The following is a 274-nucleotide window of genomic DNA, read 5'->3' on the forward strand; positions in this document are numbered from 1 at the left end:
TACTCCCCGGGGTCGCGCAGCGAGCAGGGGCCATCCTGGCGTGGTGCTGGGACGCGCGGATACCGCAACGTGTGGACAGTCCGGTCGGTCAGCGCACGGCGGAGGCTGGCCAGCTGGTCACCGCTGACCTCCTGCAGAGCGATGACCTGCTCGGCTCGTCCCACCAGCCGCTCCGTGACGGCGGCGATCCGCTCCGACTCGTCCGGCCAGGAGTTCAGGACGTCCTCGCCCCAGTTCTCGGCGTGGACGCGGTGGAGAACGTTCCAAGTGGCTA

The 274-nt window shown here is 69.7% G+C and carries 1 pseudogene; it reads right to left on the reverse strand.

The features are described from left to right. Window positions 1-274, reverse strand: a pseudogene (locus IF61_RS0131905) (hypothetical protein); the annotation flags it as partial.

This window comes from Streptomyces roseoverticillatus (assembly GCF_000719265.1).
Taxonomy (GTDB): Bacteria; Actinomycetota; Actinomycetes; order Streptomycetales; family Streptomycetaceae; genus Streptomyces; species Streptomyces roseoverticillatus.